This window comes from Pseudomonas sp. G3-39 (assembly GCF_054790485.1).
On sequence record NZ_CP186497.1, the window covers coordinates 1,559,662 to 1,576,451 of the forward strand.

General features: G+C 59.1%; 19 protein-coding genes. 10 read left to right on the top strand and 9 right to left on the bottom strand.

From position 1 onward, the window contains the following. Nucleotides 1-33 precede the first annotated feature (33 nt). The 6 genes from ACOYXG_RS07015 to ACOYXG_RS07040 all read right to left on the bottom strand — a co-directional run bounded on the left by ACOYXG_RS07015 (nt 34) and on the right by ACOYXG_RS07040 (nt 4,542). The gene (locus ACOYXG_RS07015) at nt 34-1,374 is read right to left on the bottom strand and encodes a sensor histidine kinase (protein ID WP_460356707.1); all 1,341 of its coding nucleotides are present in this window, start codon (nt 1,372-1,374) and stop codon (nt 34-36) included. 181 nt (nt 1,375-1,555) lie between these two features. Next, nucleotides 1,556-2,005 carry a Spy/CpxP family protein refolding chaperone gene (locus ACOYXG_RS07020; protein WP_047600020.1) on the bottom strand — a complete coding sequence of 150 codons (450 nt, stop codon included), beginning with the start codon at nt 2,003-2,005 and terminating at the stop codon, nt 1,556-1,558. A 246-nt stretch (nt 2,006-2,251) separates the two neighbouring features. Next, the gene (locus tag ACOYXG_RS07025; protein WP_097090171.1) at nt 2,252-2,929 is read right to left on the bottom strand and encodes a response regulator transcription factor; all 678 of its coding nucleotides are present in this window, start codon (nt 2,927-2,929) and stop codon (nt 2,252-2,254) included. Between the two features lie 7 nt (nt 2,930-2,936). Beyond that, nucleotides 2,937-3,347, bottom strand: a complete 411-nt coding sequence (locus ACOYXG_RS07030; protein WP_247267734.1) for a translation initiation factor 2 — start codon at nt 3,345-3,347, stop codon at nt 2,937-2,939. A gap of 297 nt (nt 3,348-3,644) precedes the next feature. Beyond that, a complete protein-coding gene (locus ACOYXG_RS07035; RefSeq protein WP_007966019.1) occupies nt 3,645-3,944 on the bottom strand; it encodes a YciI family protein in 300 nt (99 codons plus the stop codon). A 1-nt stretch (nt 3,945) separates the two neighbouring features. Beyond that, complete coding sequence (locus ACOYXG_RS07040) at nt 3,946-4,542, bottom strand: septation protein A (protein WP_027613975.1); 597 nt, start codon at nt 4,540-4,542, stop codon at nt 3,946-3,948. 87 nt (nt 4,543-4,629) lie between these two features. Between ACOYXG_RS07040 and ACOYXG_RS07045 the strand changes: the two genes are divergently transcribed. The 6 genes from ACOYXG_RS07045 to rluB all read left to right on the top strand — a co-directional run bounded on the left by ACOYXG_RS07045 (nt 4,630) and on the right by rluB (nt 9,627). Continuing rightward, a complete protein-coding gene (locus ACOYXG_RS07045; protein WP_460356712.1) occupies nt 4,630-5,493 on the top strand; it encodes a PHP domain-containing protein in 864 nt (287 codons plus the stop codon). A 13-nt stretch (nt 5,494-5,506) separates the two neighbouring features. Continuing rightward, nucleotides 5,507-6,136, top strand: a complete 630-nt coding sequence (locus tag ACOYXG_RS07050; RefSeq protein WP_007966016.1) for an L-threonylcarbamoyladenylate synthase — start codon at nt 5,507-5,509, stop codon at nt 6,134-6,136. Between the two features lie 123 nt (nt 6,137-6,259). Then, the gene (locus ACOYXG_RS07055) at nt 6,260-6,958 is read left to right on the top strand and encodes a segregation and condensation protein A (RefSeq protein WP_171061841.1); all 699 of its coding nucleotides are present in this window, start codon (nt 6,260-6,262) and stop codon (nt 6,956-6,958) included. Nucleotides 6,959-6,969: 11 nt separating this feature from the next. Continuing rightward, entirely contained in the window at nt 6,970-7,947 is a 978-nt protein-coding gene (gene scpB, locus ACOYXG_RS07060) for an SMC-Scp complex subunit ScpB (protein WP_460356716.1), read from the top strand. Nucleotides 7,948-8,078: 131 nt separating this feature from the next. Next, complete coding sequence (locus ACOYXG_RS07065) at nt 8,079-8,270, top strand: DUF1289 domain-containing protein (protein WP_047292462.1); 192 nt, start codon at nt 8,079-8,081, stop codon at nt 8,268-8,270. Nucleotides 8,271-8,412: 142 nt separating this feature from the next. Beyond that, the gene (gene rluB, locus ACOYXG_RS07070; protein ID WP_183781814.1) at nt 8,413-9,627 is read left to right on the top strand and encodes a 23S rRNA pseudouridine(2605) synthase RluB; all 1,215 of its coding nucleotides are present in this window, start codon (nt 8,413-8,415) and stop codon (nt 9,625-9,627) included. Nucleotides 9,628-9,846: 219 nt separating this feature from the next. Here the strand turns inward: rluB and ACOYXG_RS07075 are convergent, their stop codons facing one another. Next, nucleotides 9,847-10,812, bottom strand: coding sequence for a M29 family metallopeptidase (locus ACOYXG_RS07075; RefSeq protein ID WP_460356720.1), 966 nt, complete (start codon nt 10,810-10,812; stop codon nt 9,847-9,849). A 71-nt stretch (nt 10,813-10,883) separates the two neighbouring features. Beyond that, nucleotides 10,884-11,021: a hypothetical protein gene (locus ACOYXG_RS07080; protein WP_003222780.1), complete on the bottom strand. Its 138-nt coding sequence runs from the start codon at nt 11,019-11,021 to the stop codon at nt 10,884-10,886. A gap of 893 nt (nt 11,022-11,914) precedes the next feature. Here ACOYXG_RS07080 and ACOYXG_RS07085 point away from each other — a divergent pair. Next, a complete protein-coding gene (locus tag ACOYXG_RS07085) occupies nt 11,915-13,336 on the top strand; it encodes an amino acid permease (protein WP_027613968.1) in 1,422 nt (473 codons plus the stop codon). A gap of 55 nt (nt 13,337-13,391) precedes the next feature. Here ACOYXG_RS07085 and ACOYXG_RS07090 read toward each other — a convergent pair whose 3' ends face one another. Continuing rightward, nucleotides 13,392-14,741 (bottom strand): serine hydroxymethyltransferase, encoded by a 1,350-nt coding sequence (locus tag ACOYXG_RS07090; RefSeq protein WP_460356724.1) that lies wholly within the window; start codon nt 14,739-14,741, stop codon nt 13,392-13,394. Nucleotides 14,742-14,808: 67 nt separating this feature from the next. On the opposite strand from ACOYXG_RS07090, the gene ACOYXG_RS07095 reads away from it, so the two are divergent. From ACOYXG_RS07095 to ACOYXG_RS07105, 3 genes are all read left to right on the top strand, one after another. Beyond that, nucleotides 14,809-15,102 (top strand): hypothetical protein, encoded by a 294-nt coding sequence (locus ACOYXG_RS07095; protein ID WP_460356727.1) that lies wholly within the window; start codon nt 14,809-14,811, stop codon nt 15,100-15,102. A 210-nt stretch (nt 15,103-15,312) separates the two neighbouring features. After that, nucleotides 15,313-15,918: a helix-turn-helix transcriptional regulator gene (locus ACOYXG_RS07100; RefSeq protein ID WP_027613966.1), complete on the top strand. Its 606-nt coding sequence runs from the start codon at nt 15,313-15,315 to the stop codon at nt 15,916-15,918. Further along, nucleotides 15,902-16,777 (top strand): queuosine precursor transporter, encoded by an 876-nt coding sequence (locus tag ACOYXG_RS07105; RefSeq protein WP_139054133.1) that lies wholly within the window; start codon nt 15,902-15,904, stop codon nt 16,775-16,777. Before ACOYXG_RS07100 ends, ACOYXG_RS07105 begins: the two co-directional genes overlap by 17 nt. The last annotated feature ends 13 nt before the right edge of the window (nt 16,778-16,790 follow it).

Below are 16,790 nucleotides of genomic sequence, written 5' to 3' on the forward strand. Positions count from 1 at the left end.
GCCTTCGGGAGCAAGCCCCCTCCCACATTTGTTTTACGGCTGCACGACAGCCCCTGGCACCAACGGCAATTCCAGGCTGGCGACAAACCCGCCCTCAGGATGATTGGCCAGCAGCAGACTCCCGCCATGCCGCTCCGCCGCGCGCCTGGCAATCGCCAGGCCCAGACCATGTCCCGCCGCCGTCTGCCCCGGCGCTCGGTAGAACGGCTCGCCCAGCTGGCTCAGGTGCTCGGCCTGCACACCCGGGCCGTGGTCGCGCACGCTCACCACAATTCGTTCGCCCTGACGCGTGGCCTGCATCTCGATTGCCTGATCCACCGGGTTGAAGCGTTGGGCGTTGCGCAAAAGGTTATCGACGGCGCGCTCGATCATGGTCGGCCAGCCGGTCAGCGTCAGGTGTGGTTCGGCATCCAGGCGCACGGTCTGCTCCGGCGAGCCAAGTTGCGCGTCTTTCTGCAAGGTGCTGAGCAGGGCGTTCAGGTCTACCGCTTCGGCACTGGCGTTGTCGGCATCGACTCGCGCCAGCACCAGAATCTCGCTGATCAGCGCTTCCAGCCGATCACATTCGCGGGTCAGGCGTGGCCAGAGCTTTTCCCGTTCTTCCGGGTTGGCCCGTTCCGCCAGCGCCAAGGCGATGCGCAGCCGTGCCAAGGGTGAGCGCAGTTCGTGGGACACATCGCGCAGCAATTGGCGCTGACTGCCGATCAGGCTCTGCAGGCGCGCGCCCATGCGGTTGAAGTCATTGGCCAGCACGCCGAACTCATCGCGACGGTTGGCCAGTTTCGCCAGGCTGTTCTGCTGATAGGTGGTCTGCCCCAGATCATGCACCGCACCGCGTAAACGACTGAGCGGGCGGGTGATGGAGAAGGTCACCAGCAGGCTGAACAGGGTCAGCACCACCAGCGCAATGCCCAGCGCACTGAGCGGCCAGAGCAGGCTTTCGCGGTGCCAGGCGTCGAGCTCCGGGTGCGGGATGCGGAAGATGAACAGGTAGGTGTCGCCGGTTTTTTCGCTGGTGAATTCGTCGGTCAGGCGCCGCCAGGGCAGGCGTCGGTCATCGTTGTTCTGCCGGGCTTCGAAGGCGGCGGCGCGACGCGGGAAGGTGCCACGCACCACCGGGTCGCCGCTTTCGTTCAGCACCTGCACATCGATGTGATATTGGCGTTTGCGCTGTTCGAGGATGTCCTGCGCGGCGTCTTCGCCCTGGGCTTCGTAGGTTTGCGTCCATTCGGCGGCCAGAGTGTTGAGGCCGGGATGGCGGCTGAGGATCCACGCGTCCTGGTTGAGCATGTGCCCGAGCAGAATCGACAGCCCCGCCACCAGAGCAATGGCCAGCCAGAAGCTCGCGAGAATACGCCAGAACAATGAACGCACAGAAAGTCCTCAATCAAACAAAAAACTCAACAATGTGGGAACGGGCTTGCTCGCGAATGCGGTGTGTCAGTCAACATTACTTTGTCTGATACACCGTATTCGCGAGCAAGCCCGCTCCCACATTTGGATTGAGTGGCAACAGAACCGACGGCGCTTAGCCGTCGGATCCGAGGTTATCGCATTATTGCGCTTTTTGCGGTTGTTGCGCTTTCCACGCTTTGAACTCGGCCCATTCGGCGCGGCGTTCAGCCTGTTTCTTCTGAATCTCGTCGAATTTCTTCTGTTGATCCGGTTTCAGCAGGTTGCGTACGTCAGCTTCGGCTTTCTTGTGGTTGGCGGCCATCTCGTCTTTCATGGCTTTCTGGTCAGCCGGCGAGAGTTTTTCCAGGTACTTCTCGACTACCTGGCGACGCTCATGCATCTGCTCGCCCATGATCTTGCGGATCTGATCACGTTGTTCACGGGACAGGTCGAGTTGGCTGTACGGGCCTTTGCCGTGCTCGCCGTGCATCTGACCGCCGTGGCGTGGGCCGTCGAGCGGGCCACCCATCGGGCCACCATCCTGTGGCATGGCCATGGCGACGGTTGGCAGAGCGGCAGCGAACATCAGAGCGATAAGAGTCTTGCGCATGGTGTATCTCCTTGTCTCGTTCCCGGTACGTTCCGGATGAGTTCAGATTACGGAGATCAAGGTCAGCGGCGGTCAGCGCTGCGTAAAGCTTGGGTAAAGACGCTTTGTTTCCAGCCTTACACATATCCCCCTGTAGGAGCTGCGGCACGCTGCGATCTTTTGATCTTCAAAAGCAAAGATCGCAGCCTTCGGCAGCTCCTACAGGGGGGCGTCGTTGTGTCGGACGACCTCGTCGCGGTGGTTGGATTAGAGGCTGTAGTAGTAACCACGGCTGCGCAGGGCGACGATTCGCGGGCGACCGTCGGGGTGGGGGCCGATCTTTTTGCGCAGGTTGCTGACGTGCATGTCGAGGCTGCGGTCGTACAGGGTCAGCTTGCGGCCGAGGGCCAATTGCGCCAGTTCCTGTTTGTCCAGCGGTTCGCCGGGCTGCTTGAGCAGGGCTTCGAGCAAACGGCTTTCGGACATGGTGAGGGTCAGTTCTTTCTCGTCGATGCTGACCACGCCGCGCACCGGGCTGAAGCTCAGGTCGCCGAGTTCGAGCTGGGTCGACACGGCAGCCGGGTGACTGCGGCGCAGCACGGCGCGCAGGCGCGCGGTGAGTTCACGCGGATCGCAGGGTTTGGCCAGGTAATCGTCGGCGCCCAGCTCCAGACCGAGGATGCGATCCAGCGGTTCGCCACGGGCCGAGAGCATCAGCACTGGCAAGTCGGCGTGTTCACTGCGCAATTGCTTGAGCAGCTCCAGACCGCTGCCGTCGGGCAGCATCACGTCCAGCACCACAGCGGCAGGCGCCGATTCGGCCAGCGCCTTGCGCGCGCTCTGGCCATCGTGGCAGGCGCGTACCTGGAAGCCTTCCTGGCTCAGCCAGCTACTCAGGAGTTCGCACAACTCCTGGTCATCATCAATCAGTAACAGCTCGCTCATGACTCACTCAATTTAGCCATTGCCGACGTTTTCGGCTTGCTCCACTGGCAAAGATACCGCACAGCAGCGCCAATAGCGCTACCCCGGCGCCGGTGACGAACCATTGCTGCTGTTCGGTCAACAGACGCGGCAATGGACTGGCCTGGGCTTCCTTGAGTTGCAGCTTCAGGCGCTGATTCTCCTGGCGCAACCGGGCAAGCAGGGCGCTTTCGCGGGTGTTGTCGGCATTTTGCAGTTGTTTGCTCAGTTCTTCCCGCTGCTGCTCGCTGGCCTTCAGGCGCTGCTGCAGTTCGGTAATCTGACTGCCGGCACTTAACGACAATGGCGTGGAGCTGCCGCTTTCGGTGGTTTCCTCACCATGGGCGGGCGCCATGATCGACAACGTGACCCACATCAGACACAACGGACCTTTGCGCATTGCGATTCCTGCTTGCAAATGGATATTGGGCAGGTTGTCGGCAGGCAAACGAGAATAATGAGCGATTGAGAGCGGTGAGAAGCGGGAAGGTTCAGTGCTTGGAGTGGGTTGAGTGTGGCGAGAGAGCTGTTGTGGTGAGGGGATTCAGCGAAACGTCGCACCGCCCCGATGGGCTGCGAAGCAGACCTGAAATGGGAGCATGCGGTGTGTCAGGCACACCGCATTGGATGGCTTTGGGTTGCTGCGCAACCATCGGGGATAAATCCCCTCGCCACAGAGCCCCTCCACATTCCTTGGTTACGGCAAGACTTGCTTGAACGGCTTGACGATCACGTTGGCGTACACGCCGGCGGCGATGTACGGATCGGCGTCGGCCCAGGCCTGGGCGGCGCTCAGGGAGTCGAATTCGGCGACGATCAGGCTGCCGGTGAAACCCGCAGCGCCCGGATCATTGCTGTCGACCGCCGGGTGCGGGCCGGCCAGTACGATGCGGCCTTCGCCCTTGAGCACTTGCAGGCGTTCGAGGTGGGCCGGGCGCGCGGCGAGGCGGGCTTCGAGCGAGTTGGCGACGTCGGTGGCAATGATTGCGTAAAGCATGTCAGTCCTCGGTTTTTGGCGTGGTGGTATCGGCGTCATGCAGATGGCGGGACAGGTAGATGCCCTGACCGACCAGGAACAGCACGGTCATGCCCAGGCTGCCGAACACCTTGAAGTCGACCCAGATGCTCTGGAAGGTGAACGCCACGAACAGGTTGGCAGCCCCGCAGAACAGGAAAAAGGCGATCCAGGCGATGTTCAGGCGGGTCCAGACCGGATCCGGCAGGGTCAGCGCGTGGCCCATGATGCGTTTGATCAGCAGGCGGTCACCGATGAAGTGGCTGCCGATGAATGCCAGGGCGAACAGCCAGTTGACCACCGGGGCTTTCCATTTGAGGAAGGTCTCGCTGTGGAAGGCCAGGGTCAGGCTGCCGAACACCAGGCAGGCGATCAGGGTCAGCCATTGGCTCTTCTCCAGCTTGCGCTGTTTGATGAACAACGCGCCGTAGACCACCAGGGAGCTGATGATCAGCATCGCCGTGGCGCTGTAAATACCGCCTACAGTGACCTCGTGGCCGGCGATATCGACAACCCGTGGATCAAGTTTGTAAACGATGAAGAACAGCAGAAGCGGGATGAAATCGATGAATTGTTTCACAGTGAGAGCCAGAAGCTGGATGTGGCGGCATAATAACAAACATATGGGCGCGCGATAGCGCCAGCTGATTTGAGGTTACAACTCCCCGTGAATGTTGATTTGCACTGCCACAGCACGGCCTCCGATGGCGCCCTGGCGCCAGCGATTCTGGTTGCGCGTGCGTTCGAAAACGGCGTGCGAGTCCTGGCGTTGACCGATCACGACACCCTCGAAGGCCTCGCCGAAGCGCGCAGCGCCGCCGAAGAACTGGGCATGCAACTGGTCAATGGCGTCGAACTGTCCTGCACCTGGGGCGGCGCGACCATCCACGTGCTGGGCTACGGTTTCGACGTCAACGCCGCGCCACTGGTCGAGGCGATCGCCCGATTGCACGATGGCCGCTGGCTGCGGTCGGAAGAAATAAGCCGCAAGCTCGGCCTCAAAGGTATGCCCGGTGCCCTCGACGGCGCCCGGCAGATCCAGCAGGAGCTGGGCGACAGCGGCAACGCCCCGGCCCGTCCGCATTTCGCCGACTGGATGGTGCGTGAAGGTTTTGTAAAGGATCGCGCCGAGGCGTTCCGCAAATGGCTCGGCGCCGGCAAGCTGGGTGACGTCAAACAGCACTGGCCGACCCTGGAAGACACCGTCGGCACCCTGCGCGCCGCCGGAGCGTGGGTCAGTCTGGCGCATCCATGGCACTACGATTTCACCCGCAGCAAGCGCCGAAAGCTGATTGCCGACTATATTCAAGCGGGCGGGCATGCAATCGAAGTGGTCAATGGCCATCAGCCCGCGGAACAGGTCGGCAGCCTGGCAATCCTTGCCCGCGAGTTCGGTCTGCTGGTCAGCGCCGGCAGTGATTTCCATGGCCCTGGAGGCTGGTCCGAGATTGGCCAGTACCGGCCGGTTCCCGAGGACCTTCCACCCCTGTGGTGTCGGTTCAAACATGACACAGATATTGCCGCCGTCTGAACAGGTAGAAAACGTGAGTCAATTTTTCCAGATCCATCCGGAAAACCCGCAAGCGCGCCTGATCAAACAGGCAGTCGAGATCATCCGCAAGGGCGGGGTGGTGATTTATCCCACGGACTCTTCCTACGCCATCGGTTGCCAGATCGGCGACAAGACCGCGATCGAGCGCGTGCGCCGTCTGCGTCAGCTCGACGAGAAGCACAACTTCGCGCTGATCTGCAGCGACCTGTCGCAACTGGGCAACTACGCCAAGATCGACACCGGCACCTTCCGCATTCTCAAGGCGCATCTGCCGGGGCCTTACACTTTTATCCTCAACGCCACCCGTGAAGTGCCGCGCCTGTTGCTGCATCCGAAAAAACGCACCATTGGCCTGCGGGTGCCGAGCCATCCGATTGCCCTGGCGTTGCTGGCCGAACTCGGCGAGCCGCTGATGAGCGTGACCCTGATCATGCCCGGCGATGAAGATCCGCTGAGCGATCCGTACGAAATGCGTCAATTGCTTGAACACCAGGTGGACCTGATCATCGACGGCGGTTTCGGCGGGATCAAGGCGTCCACCGTGATCGACCTGACCGGCGACGACCCGGAAGTGATCCGCGTCGGTTGCGGCGACCCCGCGCCGTTCATGGTCGAGGCCTGAATGTCCGCAGTGGAGACCGTTGTCGATCCCCAGGCCGGCGCCCAGCAGGAACTGCCGTTTGCCATGGTCTATGGCCAAGCGGTCACGGAAATGCCGCTGGACCTGTACATCCCGCCGGATGCGCTGGAAGTGTTTCTCGAAGCCTTCGAAGGCCCGCTCGACTTGCTGCTGTACCTGATCCGCAAACAGAACATCAACATCCTCGACATCCCGGTGGCGGAAATCACCCGCCAGTACATGGGCTATGTCGAATTGATGCAGTCGGTGCGTCTGGAGCTGGCCGCCGAGTATCTGGTGATGGCGGCGATGCTGGCCGAGATCAAGTCGCGGATGCTCCTGCCGCGCGCCGAAACCGTCGAAGACGAAGAGGACGACCCGCGCGCCGAACTGATCCGTCGCCTGCAGGAATACGAACGCTTCAAGGCTGCCGCCGAAGGCATCGACGGCCTGAGCCGGGTCGGTCGCGACGTGGTGGTGCCCAAACTCGACGCCCCGGAAGCCCGGGCGCGCAAGCTGTTGCCGGATGTCGCGCTGGAAGAGATTCTGATGTCCATGGCCGAAGTGCTGCGCCGGGGCGACATGTTCGAGAGCCACCAGGTCAGTCGCGAGGCACTGTCGACCCGCGAGCGCATGAGCGATGTGCTGGAACGGCTCAAGGGCGGCGGTTTTGTACCGTTCGTCGAGCTGTTCACCGCCGAGGAAGGTCGCCTCGGCGTGGTGGTGACCTTTATGGCAATCCTTGAGCTGGTCAAGGAATCCTTGGTCGAGCTGGTGCAGAATGAGCCGTTCGCCGCGATCCACGTGCGAGCCCGAGCCGAATAACGAGTCGAAACATGAACCTGACTGAACCCCGCGAGCTGGCGCCCCTGCTTGAAGCCTTTCTGTTGGCCTCGGGAAAACCGCAATCGCTTGAACGTCTCTACGAACTGTTCGAAGAGGGCGAGCGCCCCGAACCGCCGGTCTTCAAGAAAGCCCTGAGCCTGCTGGCCAAGTCCTGCGAGGGCCGCGCGTTCGAGCTCAAGGAAGTCGCCTCCGGCTACCGCCTGCAGATCCGCGAGAAGTTTTCGCCGTGGGTCGGACGTTTGTGGGAAGAACGTCCGCAGCGCTATTCCCGCGCGCTGCTGGAAACCATGGCGCTGATTGCCTATCGTCAACCGATCACCCGGGGCGAGATCGAAGACGTGCGGGGCGTGGCGGTCAATACCAACATCGTCAAGACGCTGATCGAGCGCGAGTGGATCCGCATCGTCGGTTACCGCGACGTGCCGGGCAAACCGGCGATGTTCGCCACCACCAAGGCGTTTCTCGATCACTTCAACCTGAAGAACCTCGAAGACCTGCCACCGCTGGCTGAGCTGCGCGAGATGGAAACCGAGCCAGTTCTCGATTTCGACGACGCACCGGTACCGCAGGGTCTGCAGGAACAGGCCGACGCCAGCGCCGAGCCGGAAGAACCGAAGGAAGAAACCAGTTTCCACACGCTGTTGCTGGAGCTGGACAGCATGGAGGAGGGGATCAAGACCGACTTCGATGATCTGTTACGCGATGCGGCTGATGGTGAAGCGTCGACGACTGAGCCGGAAGTCGAGACCGTCGAGCCGGCGATTGAAGTTGAACTTGAGGCCGAGCCTGAAGCCGAACCGGAAGAGGATGTGCTGGGCGTTGCCGAAGCCCGGGAAAAACTCCTGGCCGCCGTCGCTGCCCTCGAACAACCGGTGCCAGAACCTGAACCCGAACTGAGCGAAGAAGAAGCCGAAGCCCGTGCGCTGGCGGAAGCCATCGAAGCCGAACGTCGCGAATTCGAGGACTGATAACGAACAACTGTGGGAGCGAGCCTGCTCGCGAATGCGGCGTGTCAGACAACGTTGATGTCGACTGACAGGACCCTTTCGCGAGCAGGCTCGCTCCCACATTTGGATCTACGTTCAGCCAGGAGATGCTGATGAGCTCAACCAAAGACCCGTGCATCAGCCTGTGCAAGTTCAGCGACGACATCTGTCTCGGCTGTGGCCGCAGCAAGCGCGAGATTCGTGCCTGGAAGAAACTCGACAAGGACGACAAGCGCACGGTGCTGGCCGAAGCCGCGCTGCGCCTGATCAAACTTGGTGGCGCCGGTCGGCGGAAAAAGAAATAACTGGCGATCGATCAGCTAGTCTCTGATGCGCGATGGCGCACATCCGCGTATGATTCGCGACCCTTCGGCGATCCCTTCGCCCGAAAACCAGATTTCAATGCTTCAGGCGTCGCCTGAACAGACCACACCGGGAGGTGCCCAGATGAGTGACATCAATCAGCAAGACAACCAGGAAATCGGCCCAGCAGGCGAAAAACTGCAGAAAGTCCTCGCCCGTATCGGCGTTGGCTCGCGCCGTGACGTCGAAGCCTGGATCAGCCAGGGCCGGATCAAGGTCAATGGCAAAGACGCCACCCTCGGCCTGCGTGTCGACATGCACGACGCCATCACCATCGATGGCAAGGTGATCAAGCGCGAAGAGGCTGCCGAGTCGGTGCGCCGCGTGATCATGTACAACAAGCCCGATGGCGAAATCTGCACCCGTGACGACCCGGAAGGCCGCCCGACCGTGTTCGACAAGCTGCCGCGTCCGAAAGAAGGCCGCTGGATCAACATCGGTCGTCTCGACATCAACACCACCGGTCTGCTGATGTTCACCACTGACGGTGAGCTGGCCAACCGTCTGATGCACCCGTCCTACGAGATGGACCGTGAGTACGCCGTGCGCGTCCGCGGTGAAGTCGACGACGAAATGATCGAGCGCCTGAAGGCGGGCGTGGTGCTGGAAGACGGCCCGGCACGTTTCACCGACATTCAGCAGGCACCGGGCGGCGAAGGCTTCAACCACTGGTATCACTGCGTGGTGATGGAAGGCCGTAACCGTGAGGTTCGTCGTCTGTGGGAATCTCAAGGGCTGGTGGTCAGCCGTCTGAAGCGCGTGCGTTTCGGTCCGGTGTTCCTCAACTCTGACCTGCCGATGGGCCGCTGGCGCGAAATGAGCCAGTACGAAGTCGACGTGCTCAGCGCCGAAGTCGGTCTGACCCCGGTGGCGATGCCGCAACTCAACGCCAAGAGCAAGGACAAGCTGGAGCGTATGCAGCGCAAATCGTCGCGGCCGATGGCCAAGACCGAGCGCGTGCGTACCCTGCGTCCAGCCGCTGGCGCGCCGACCGGTCCGCGTCCGAGCCGCGAGCCGCAGATCGAAGGCGAGCGTCCGGGTCGCAAGCCGGCTGCACGTCCGGATGGCGAGCGCGCTCCGCGTGGTCGTACCGAGCGTGGCGAAGGTCGTGCGCCGGCCGGTCGCGGTACGCCGGTGGCGGATCGTCCTGCCGACACCACCAACAAGCGTCCGGCCAAGCCTGCACCGAAGCGTCCGGGGATCAAACTGGTCGACGGCGACAAGCCGTCGGGCAAGCGACGTGGTGCTCCGGCCGGTTCCGGTCAGCGTCCGGGTTTCGGTCGCAAGAAGCCGGAATAAAGCAGTTGTGAGCTTTGAGCGGCAAGCTTCGAGCTAAAGCAAAAAACGCCAACCGCAGGGTTGGCGTTTTTTTTCGTCTGGTGAAAGAGTTGCGTTGGCTGAACCGGCCTCTTCGCGAGCAAGCCCGCTCCCACATTGGAATTGCGTCAAACACAAATCCCATTGTGGGAGCGGGCTTGCTCGCGAAGAGGCCAGAGGTTTCAGCCCATAAATTTCAGGCTAAAACACAAACCGCCCATCAAACACTGGCTTGTCATCCAGCGCCAACACCCCGCCAGAGAAGATCAGGTCCAGGTGATGACTGCCCTTGGCCCCACCGCCCAGTCCCAGATGCAACCCACAATGCCGCTCTTCGAACCCGGCATTGCGCGCATACAGATCTTTCACCCCTTCATTGGTACCAATCCCCAATTCCTCGATGCGTCGGTTTGACGGGTTGGCGTCCAGGTATTTGTTGAAGTCGTGTTCCAGCCCCGGCACATCGGTGGCGATGCGGCTGATGGTCGAGTTCTCGATCCACAGTTCCAGTGGCGACTCCAGCACGCCGTACTTGCGCGCAAACGGGATGGTGCTGAGGAACGTGCCCTTGAATTTCACATGGCCGTTGATGGCTTCGCTGTGGGTGGCGATTTCGCCGGGGGCCAGGTCGAAGTTGCCGACACCGTTGATGTCGGTCCACTTTTTGATGCTGCTCAGCGGCGTTTCAAACCAGGAGCCGTGGTCGTCCTTGAAGCTCAGCGTTGTCGCTTGGGACATGCGCTGGATCAAGTGGCTGTTGAGCCCGGCGATGCGCTGCGGGGTGACGCTGAAAGTGTCGTAGAAATAGTCGCCGTAATCCTTGAACAGCAGCGACTTCTTCCAGTTTTCCGCCATCACTCCCTGCAGGGCGCGAACGAACTCCGGGCCGTCGGGGCGCGGGTTGGGCAGGGTGGAAGAGTCGTAGAAGAAAATGTACAGATCGCTGTCGGCAATCGCCGCGGTCAGCGTTGCGGTGCTTTCCAGATCCAGGCGACGGGCACTGAACGTGAAGCGGGGATGATCGCCGGCCTGTTCGGCGATGGCGCCGGTCAGGGCTTCGTAATCGGCGGTGTGGCCGAGCAGTACCTTCGCCGAATCGAAACCGGCAAGGGCAGGGTGATGTTCGAGGTAGTAAAGGAAATGCGAGATCGCGCGGGGCTTATCCATGAGTCCTCCCTGACTGACCGTGAAGAAAGTGGCAGGCACGACCGGCCGGATCGTGCCTGCCCGGGGATGTCTTACAGAGGCCACATCGCCGTGCCGAACGGAACCACCGCGTCGGCTTGCATCATTTCCACAGCCGCCTCATGGGTCGGTGCTTCGAACCATTCGTCCAGTTGCAGTTCGGTGTCCAGGTCTTTTTCCAGTGCTTGCATGGTCGATCTCCTAGATGACTTTCACGGTTATGACTGGCCGGTCGAGTTGGCCGGCAAGACGTGAAGAACCTAGTTCAGGGTGTTTTGTAATGCAAAAAATTATTTATTTAAAATTTAAATAAACTTTTTATTCTGTTTTCAAGCGGCGGATTTCTTATTTGAAAACAAAAAACTAAGCGGCAACTTTCATTAGCAAGCTTGCTACCGTCAATTTGCAGACGTCCTACAGAATTTTCAGAAATGGAAAATCTGCGTTACGCGTCGTAAAGAAAAGTTTACGAAAATCCCGATGAAGCCCTGTGGATATACCCCCTTCCCGACGCTGTAAGGAAAACCTGCCGAAGCCCGGCTGCAAAGGCGTCGCGCAGGGCTCTGGCGCGCTTGTTTCAGCGCTGTTTGCAGGGTGAGATGCGCCTCATGCCTGTCGTGCAGGTGCATAACAAGAAGGAGGCGCAATGAACGCCGTGATCGATCTCCACTTCTCTCCGTGGGGCGGTTTTTCGCTCGTCCCCGTCGATGGCCTGCAAAGGCCTGACTCAATTTTTGCAGCCGCCCGATTGTCTCGAGGCGGACCCACGCAATCCCGGCAAGCGCCACGCTGATCCAGCGGGGTCTGGCAGCAGGGGGTTAGCGGTGTACAATGCGCCGCGTTTTAACTGTGACCCTCTGCGTAATCGCGCAAACCTCAAGGTTATCCGCCTTGTTCACTCCGCCACGTCACAAGCGTGTCGGGTTCGATTTCGTCACAGATAAAAACAAACAGGTGACGCATGACCGTTGTAAAAACGCTGAATTCCTGGTGCTTGCGCTGGGGTTTGATCGGGGTTGTCTGAAATCGCAACCTTGCAGCAACGTCTACTGAACATCATCAAACCTTGCGTGGGACCTTTTTCATGAGTGGACAAAACTCGCAATCAGGCGAGCTGAAACGCGGCCTGAAAAATCGCCATATTCAACTGATCGCCCTCGGTGGCGCGATCGGTACCGGATTGTTCCTCGGCTCGGCCGGGGTGCTGAAATCCGCCGGCCCGTCGATGATCCTCGGCTACGCCATCTGCGGCTTCATCGCCTTCATGATCATGCGCCAGCTCGGCGAGATGATCGTCGAAGAGCCGGTGGCCGGTTCCTTCAGCCATTTCGCGCACAAGTACTGGGGCGGTTTTGCCGGTTTCCTGTCGGGCTGGAACTGCTGGATTCTGTACATTCTGGTCGGCATGTCGGAGCTGACCGCGGTCGGCAAGTACATCCACTACTGGGCGCCGGACATCCCGACCTGGGTCACCGCTGCAGCGTTCTTCGTGCTGATCAATGCGATCAACCTGGCCAACGTCAAAGTCTTCGGGGAGGCCGAATTCTGGTTCGCGATCATCAAGGTCGTGGCGATCGTCGGCATGATCGCGCTGGGCAGCTACCTGCTGGTCAGCGGCCATGGCGGCCCGCAGGCCTCGGTCAGTAACCTGTGGTCGCACGGCGGGTTCTTTCCCAACGGCGTCAGCGGCTTGGTGATGGCCATGGCGATCATCATGTTCTCCTTCGGTGGCCTGGAAATGCTCGGTTTCACTGCAGCCGAAGCCGACAAGCCGAAAACCGTGATCCCGAAAGCGATCAACCAGGTGATCTACCGCATCCTGATTTTCTACATCGGCGCGCTGGTGATCCTGCTGTCGCTGACTCCTTGGGACAGCCTGCTGGCAACCCTCAACGCGTCCGGCGATTCGTACAGCGGCAGCCCGTTCGTGCAGGTGTTCTCGATGCTCGGTAGCAACACCGCCGCGCACATCCTCAACTTCGTGGTGCTGACCGCAGCGCTGTCGGTGTACAACAGCGGCACCTACTGCAACAGCCGCATGCTGCTGGGCATGGCCGAGCAGGGCGATGCGCCGAAAGGTCTGGCGAAGATCGACAAGCGCGGCGTGCCGGTGCGTTCGATCCTGGCGTCGGCAGCGGTCACGCTGGTGGCCGTGCTGCTCAACTATCTGATCCCGCAGCAGGCGCTGGAACTGCTGATGTCGCTGGTGGTTGCAACGCTGGTGATCAACTGGGCGATGATCAGCTTCTCGCACTTCAAGTTCCGACAGCACATGAACAAGACGCAGCAGACACCACTGTTCAAGGCGCTGTGGTACCCGTACGGCAACTACATCTGCCTGGCGTTCGTGGTGTTCATCCTTGGCGTGATGCTGCTGATCCCGGGCATCCAGATCTCGGTGTACGCGATTCCGGTGTGGGTCGTGTTCATGTGGGTCTGCTACGTGATCAAGAACAAGCGTGGGGCGCAGCAGGCGCTGCACGCGGCGGGTTCTGCCGCGAAGTAAGCCAGACGCAGAAAGTGAGAAACCCGGCCAATGTGCCGGGTTTTTTTATTTGCCGTCAGACGTATTCGGCGATGGGATGGGCTGTGCAGAACGCTTCGGTCTGCAACCGGAATTGCTCGCGCAAGGCCGGTTCCAGCAGGTAATCCTGCTCGCTGATCGGTCTCACACTGTCGAGGATCCGGCAGATCAGATCGACGATCTGGCGACATCCCTGCGGATCGATTCTGCGCTGCGCGATGGAGCCCGTGCCGATGCGCAGACCGCTGGTAATGAGTGAAGGGCGTGTCTCGCCCGGTACACGATATTTGTCCACGATAATTGCGCAACGCTCCAGCGCCGACTCGGCAATGGCGCCGGTGATGCCGCCACGCAACCGAATCAATACCGTATGGTTTTCACTGCCCCCGCCGACGACTTCGTAGTCGTGAGCCTGAAAGGCGCTGGCGAACTCGTCAGCCGTGCTGCGAATCCGCCCCATGCTTCTGTCGAACTCCGTGGACTTTGCGTAAGCCAGAGCCGCCGCCTTCGCAGCGATCATGTTGACGGCAGGCGCGCCCTGCATTCGCGGATAAACGGCCTGGTCGAGGGCGCGGCTGAATGTCGTCCTCAAGCCGGGCACCTTGGTGTTCGCCGCTTGACCCGAAAGGATCAGACCGCCGCGCGGGCCCATGAGTTGTTTGTGGGTGCAGGTGGTGGTGACGTGTGCGACGTCGATCGGACTGGGATGCCGCCCTGTGGCAACCAGTCCGGCGATATGCGAAATATCGGCGAGCAGGATGGCGCCGGCTTCATCGGCAATCTCGCGAAATCGTTGGAAATCGATGACCCGTGAGTACGCCGTCGCGCCGCACATGATGATGCGTGGGCGATGGGCGAGCGCCAGTTTGCGCACCTGGTCGTAATCGATGACCCCCGCTGAAGTCGTGCCGTACCGAATCGCCTTGTAGTAAATGCCGGCGAATGAGGTGGAGCTGCCATGGGTGTGATGGCCGCCGTATTTGACGCCCATTCCCAGCAAGGTATCGCCTGGTTCGAGCAGGGCGGTCAGCACGTGGTAATTGGCGTTTGATGCCGAATGCGATTGCACGCTTGCGTACTGGGCATCGAACAGTTCCCGCGCTCTGCGGATGGCAAGCGCTTCGACCAGATCGACGTTTTCGCACCCGCCGCCGTAACGTCTGCCGGGCAGCCCCTCGGCCGTCACATTGACCAGTGCCGAAGCGGAGGCGGCCAGGGTCATGGGCCTGACGGCGCAAGAGGAGGAGACCAGCGACAGCACCTGGTGCTGACGGGCAACTTCCGCGTCGAGGATCCCTGCCAGTTCGGCGTCTTGCGCCCACAGATCCGCCAGGCCCCGTTGCAGCAGATCAGCCTGGTTCATGAGCGGTTCGATATGGACTGCCATTGTCTGTATTCCTTCCCTGTGTGCAGCGCGCTGCGAACGAGCGCGACTTCCTTGGTTTTACCGGAGGGTGCGTGCGTTTCTGCCCTTGCCCGACCGGATACAGCGGATTCCTTGTTTTCGCGGCAGTGCGCGCAAACTAATCTCTGTATCGACGACCCGTTTTCTGCTGACTGCGGTCGCTGCCGACAGTCCGGTCTGCCCGACGCATCATAGGTTTTTCACGGCGGAACACCAGAAAATTAATCAGAAAAATGAACATTGTTCAAATAAAATGATTCTTTTCTCCGGGCCTCAGGGTGTAAAACTGCAGGCGGGAAGGATCGCTATTCACGAGATTCTGCTGCCCGATAAGCAGAACTGACGGGTCAGTACAGAATTCGAATTGTTCTTTCTGGTTCACACCAGCGGTGTTGTTCACACTATGTTTATGCCGAAATCAGGGAGGGGGAATGCTATGATCTGCCGCGGCTCTAATACCCGTATAACTATTTCCTAGTGGGCCTGTTGAGTCCCTGAATGATGATTCGAGGGGTATTTCCAAATTGCCTTTATAAAAGACGGTAAGCATTCCATGCACAGAAGAGAACGATCGGAGAATCTGAAGAACAATATCAAGTACCTGATAAAGAGTCGTGGGGAAACGCAGCTGTCGTTATGCAACTCCAGTGGACTGACCCGAACCACGATCTACAACATTCTTGAAGGTAAAGTGGTCAACGTACAGCAGTCCACTGTGCGCAAGATTTCCGACTTTTTCGGAGTGTCCTACGAAGAGATAGAGACGATCTCGTTTGAAGAAAAGGAAATCATCGACAGCAGCATCTCGCCGCAGGGCAACATGAACCCGGCGGCAGTGCCTGTCATCAAGGAAAGTCTGCTTCTGCAGAATCTGGATAAGCGAATCGGCGAGTTAGCGACGATTTTTCCACTGACTTACTATTTTGGAACGTCCTTCAATTTGATAGGCGTCCTGCTGGAAAATGAAGTCAGTGGCATGAATGAACCGGGCGACCTGCTGATCGTGCAGAAAGGCGCGGCAAGCATCGACAAGGAAAAACTGGTGTATGACAAGGTCAGTAAAAGGTTATTCATAACAACTGAAGTTGATCTTGCGCTGGAGAGTGTTTGTGTTGTCGGGGATATAATCGAGGAACGATTTAATGGATTGCAGCGTTGAAAGGGAAAACACCAAATATAAGCTGTTGGGGTTCGAAAACGGAAAAAGCCTGGCGGTGATCATGGTCATTGCGACAGGCAAGATAATTAAAATAAAGCTGAGTGAAGTGTTGAATAGTGAGATTATGGATAATCTGAACAAGATAGAAGTAAAGAATCTGTACAAGAAATTCTACTCCCAGGGAGGGTCGCTTACCGCTTATGAAATAAATGATCGCCACGAGAGTTCCTGGATGATTTATATCATTCTGAACCTGATGCTGTTCACGCTTTATATTTTTACCAGCATTGCTGCGACCAAGCCTATCTATCTGGAATATTTTGATATTGTCGTAACGCCGGGTACTTTTCTGTATCCGCTGACGTTTTTGATCGTTGACTTGCTGAATGAAACCTTCGGCCTCAGGTTGGCGCGCAAGGCGATACTCTTCGCGTTCATCAGTAATGCGGCCATTATCATTTTGCTGGCCATGACTACGTACCTTCCCGGCCTACCCGGGTGGAAGCTCGACGGGCCTTACAATGATGTGATCAGTCAGTTGTCGTCGGTGCTGATAGCTTCGTCTGTATCGTTTCTGGTGTCGGAAAATATAAACTCTTATCTGTTGTGCAAAATCAAAGAACTGACCAACTCCCGATTTCTCTTCTTGCGGGTGTTTCTGAGTACTTTGTTTGCGGTGATAATCGACAGTTTTCTTTTCTGCTACATCGCCTTTTACGGGACGATGGAGAACAGCGCGATACTCAGCATGATTTACGTCCAGATCGCGATAAAGGTCGGTTTTGCGTTCTTCAATATCATGCCGGCATACGGTGCCAGGTCATTGTTCAAGAGGTATCTGACGGGTAGTCAGGCTTGATGGATTAAATAAT